This window comes from uncultured Veillonella sp. (genome assembly GCF_963524655.1).
Taxonomy (GTDB): Bacteria; Bacillota; Negativicutes; order Veillonellales; family Veillonellaceae; genus Veillonella.
Genome location: NZ_CAURHA010000067.1, coordinates 1 through 3,440, shown reverse-complemented (window position 1 = coordinate 3,440; position 3,440 = coordinate 1). Strand labels below are relative to the sequence as shown.

The following is a 3,440-nucleotide window of genomic DNA, read 5'->3' as shown; positions in this document are numbered from 1 at the left end:
AAGAGGCTTTCAACATAAACATCTATACACAGCGCGGTTAGCGAGATACATCGAGAGCATCGCGCAACGCATCGCCAATATAGTTAAATAAAACAACAGTAATAAAAATGGCAAGCCCTGGATAAATTAACAGCCATGGCGCAGTTTGTAGAAAATCTCGGGAGCTCAACAAGATAGCGCCCCACTCCGGATCCGGCGGTTGTACACCGATGCCGATGAGTGAGAAACTGGCTACCAAGATGATAGTCTCCCCTAGATGTTGAATAATAACAATCAACAACGGCGGCAATACATTCGGCAAAATATATCGACTCAGGATTCGTAGGTTCGAAGCACCCGACATGCGAGCAAAGGTAATATACTCTGCATGGCGTTCAATCTGTACGAGGCCTCTCGTGATACGGGCATATTCTGCCCATTTAGTAATGCACAGGGACAGGATGACATTCGTAATGCTTGGCCCCATAATACCGATGAAAGCAATGGCAATAACCATATTCGGAAACCCTAGTACCAAATCAATTAAGCGAGATAACCAACGGTCGATACGCGGTGTAGAGAATCCTGCCAATCCGCCAATAACGATACCGATAGCACCACTGATACCGATAATGGTGAAAGCAATGCCTAACGAAGCTTTACCGCCATAGAGGATGCGAGACCAAACATCTCGCCCTAACTGATCAGTACCTAATAAGTGAGTACTGCTTATGTCTTGTAAGCGATCTGCCACACTAGTCGTCTCCGGATCAAATGGTGCTATATAAGGAGCACATAGGAAAAATACAATCCATAGAGCTGCTAATACCAACATAGCATATAAAGTGTAAGGCTTTCGTCTATTCATAGGAGCCTCCTTTTATAGCGGCTCTTCGTTTTGGATTTAGCCAAATGCTCAAAACATCGATAATAATATTAATCACGATGAATACCATAGTAATCCAAATAATGTAGCCTTGCATCAAAACATAATCGCGAGCCATGATGCCTTGCACCATCATGTAACCAAAGCCTTTTATGGCGAATACCATTTCAATAACGGCAGACCCACCTAACATGGCACCCATTGTTACCCCCATCATGGGCAATAACATAAGACCTACATGGGGGAAGATATAACGGGTATACACCATCCACTCAGGTAGCCCCAAAGCGCGAGCCCCTTGCACAAAAGGCTGACGAGATACTTCCAAAATGGCATTGCGCAATCGACGAATGTAGAGACCACAGATCCACAAAGCAAGGGTAACTGCAGGCAATACATAGGCAGCAAAGCCCTTTGTATTGGTCACAGATACGAGCTGTAATTTGACACCGAATAGATACAATAGCAGTAGGCCTACCCAAAAACCCGGGATAGCTAAAGCTAAAAACGTAACTAAACGGATACCATGATCCACCCAAGAATCCTGATATTTTGCAGCTAATATACCAAGAGGGACAGTTACAGCGATACCTATAACAAGTGCTAACGATACAAGACCTAATGTATTCGGTAAGGCACCACCTAAAATCGTAGCCACTGGCAAAGCATACAGAATAGACTCACCAAAGTCTCCTTGTACAATTTGACCTAACCAACGTAAGTATTGCTGCCACCAAGGATCATTGAGCCCTAACTGCTCTCGTATCTGTGCAACCACAACGGGATCAGGAGTAGCCCCTAAAAGATTATACTTCATCGACACAGGGTCGATAGGAGATAATTTTATCAATACAAATGTACCGATAGTAACCACCAATAAAATACCTACAATACTTGCTAAACGTTGCAATATTAATCGATACAACACATCACCTGCCTTCTTTATCACAAAATAGCCCTGTTTATATTATAACATTTATTCTCATTTCTATATATCCGTATAGCTATATCAGAATGATTTTCATTATGAAATTTTTGCATACCAAAACTAAAACGGCCCCTCATGAGAGGAGCCGCTTCTTATATAACCCTTACAGTGTCCATGCGAGTGCTTCACCACAGCTCGCATGCCTATCCCACTAGGCTGGACTGTTATATTATTTTGTATGTGCTTTAGGTGCTACAGTGTTAGCAATGATCGCTTTTGCCATATCGCGAGTTACAGGACGTTCAAAGTACATCCCATGGGTTTGACCATCTTTTGTCCAACCAGCGAGGTATACCATTTTTTCGCCACCTTTGAAAGTAACCTTTGTACCGTTTACCTTTTCTGTAGCTGTAACGCGATAATCCTTATGATCACCACTAATATCGCCTTTTATATTAGCTACGCGATAAATGATGCGTTTGCCTGCCGCTTGGTTCCGCGTTGCATCTTCACCAGCTTGGTAAACATACACAACTTGCAAAACATCTTTATTGATTGTGCTTACAGACTCAACATTATAGCCTACAGGTAATACTTTAGGTAGATGAGGCATAATATTCATGTATTTAGCAGCTTCATCAATAGTAGCGAATTCATGCATAGGATTTGGCATGCCAACCATAGGCGCTGCCTGTTCTGCAACTACAGGTTTAGCTGGATCTGGTTTTACATCTAAAGTACCTTGTGCACCAGCAACAGTGTAAGAACCTACACAAGCACACGCAACTGCTAGTAATACAAATTTTTTAACCATCGGTATAATCTCCCTTCACGTAATATAAAAATTATTAAAAAACACATTTATTTTGTATGTGATTTTTCCTCAACAATATTACGGATCATAGCTTTTGCCACATCTCGTGTAACGGGACGCTGAAATTCTAAAGAGTGATTTTGTCCATCCTTCATCCACGATGCAAGATAAACCATTTTCTTACCACCTTTGAAAGTAACCTTTGTACCATCTACACTTTCAGTTTCTATAACCTTATGAATCTTATGGTCATCGCTGATATCACCCTTTAATGTAGTAGATGTACGATAAAAAATAAGAGCACCACCGGCCTTATTCACGTACGGATCAATACCGGGTTCATATACGTACACAACCTGTAAAATGTCTTTCTCTAAAGTTATAACAGATTGAATATTAAACCCTACAGGCAATAACTTTGGCATCTGGGGTTTAAACCCTATATATTCAGACGCTGCTTCTACAGTGGTAAATACATGTACAGGACTTGGCATAACAACGCCAGGAACAGCTGCTTCAACAGACATTTCTAGAGGGCCAGAAACTTTAGTTTGTGCATCCATAGCACCTTGAGCCTTAACAACTCCATAGGTACCTATACAGACGCAAGCTGCAGCCAGCAAAAAAGATTTCTTTAGTAGTGAGGTCATAATAATATACTCCACAAAATACATTGTGCAAAATTATATTTATTAAAACACGCTTAATAAGTATATCCTAAATGATATAAGATTTCAAGTAATAAATGCTACCTATATCATTTTAATAAGCTAGGTACTTAGCCTGTTATTTCTTATGTACCATAAAACCTGCCGCTTGTTGGTTCGCCATGA

The 3,440-nt window shown here is 40.9% G+C and carries 4 protein-coding genes; all 4 read right to left on the bottom strand.

What is annotated here, in order from left to right:
• Positions 1–37 precede the first annotated feature (37 nt).
• Positions 38–847, bottom strand: coding sequence for an ABC transporter permease (locus RYM16_RS08875; protein ID WP_105081228.1), 810 nt, complete (start codon positions 845–847; stop codon positions 38–40).
• Positions 840–1,790 (bottom strand): ABC transporter permease, encoded by a 951-nt coding sequence (locus RYM16_RS08870; protein WP_105081236.1) that lies wholly within the window; start codon positions 1,788–1,790, stop codon positions 840–842. The genes RYM16_RS08875 and RYM16_RS08870 overlap by 8 nt, the downstream gene beginning before the upstream one ends.
• 232 nt (positions 1,791–2,022) lie before the next feature.
• Positions 2,023–2,607, bottom strand: a complete 585-nt coding sequence (locus RYM16_RS08865) for a hypothetical protein (RefSeq protein ID WP_314983385.1) — start codon at positions 2,605–2,607, stop codon at positions 2,023–2,025.
• Between the two features lie 47 nt (positions 2,608–2,654).
• A complete protein-coding gene (locus tag RYM16_RS08860) occupies positions 2,655–3,257 on the bottom strand; it encodes a hypothetical protein (RefSeq protein ID WP_314983383.1) in 603 nt (200 codons plus the stop codon).
• Positions 3,258–3,440 lie beyond the last annotated feature (183 nt).

Coding starts and splice junctions, on each gene's coding strand:
- RYM16_RS08875 (WP_105081228.1), bottom strand. CDS start 847: ATGAATAGACGAAAGCCTTACACTTTATATGCTATGTTGGTATTAGCA.
- RYM16_RS08865 (WP_314983385.1), bottom strand. CDS start 2,607: ATGGTTAAAAAATTTGTATTACTAGCAGTTGCGTGTGCTTGTGTAGGT.
- RYM16_RS08860 (WP_314983383.1), bottom strand. CDS start 3,257: ATGACCTCACTACTAAAGAAATCTTTTTTGCTGGCTGCAGCTTGCGTC.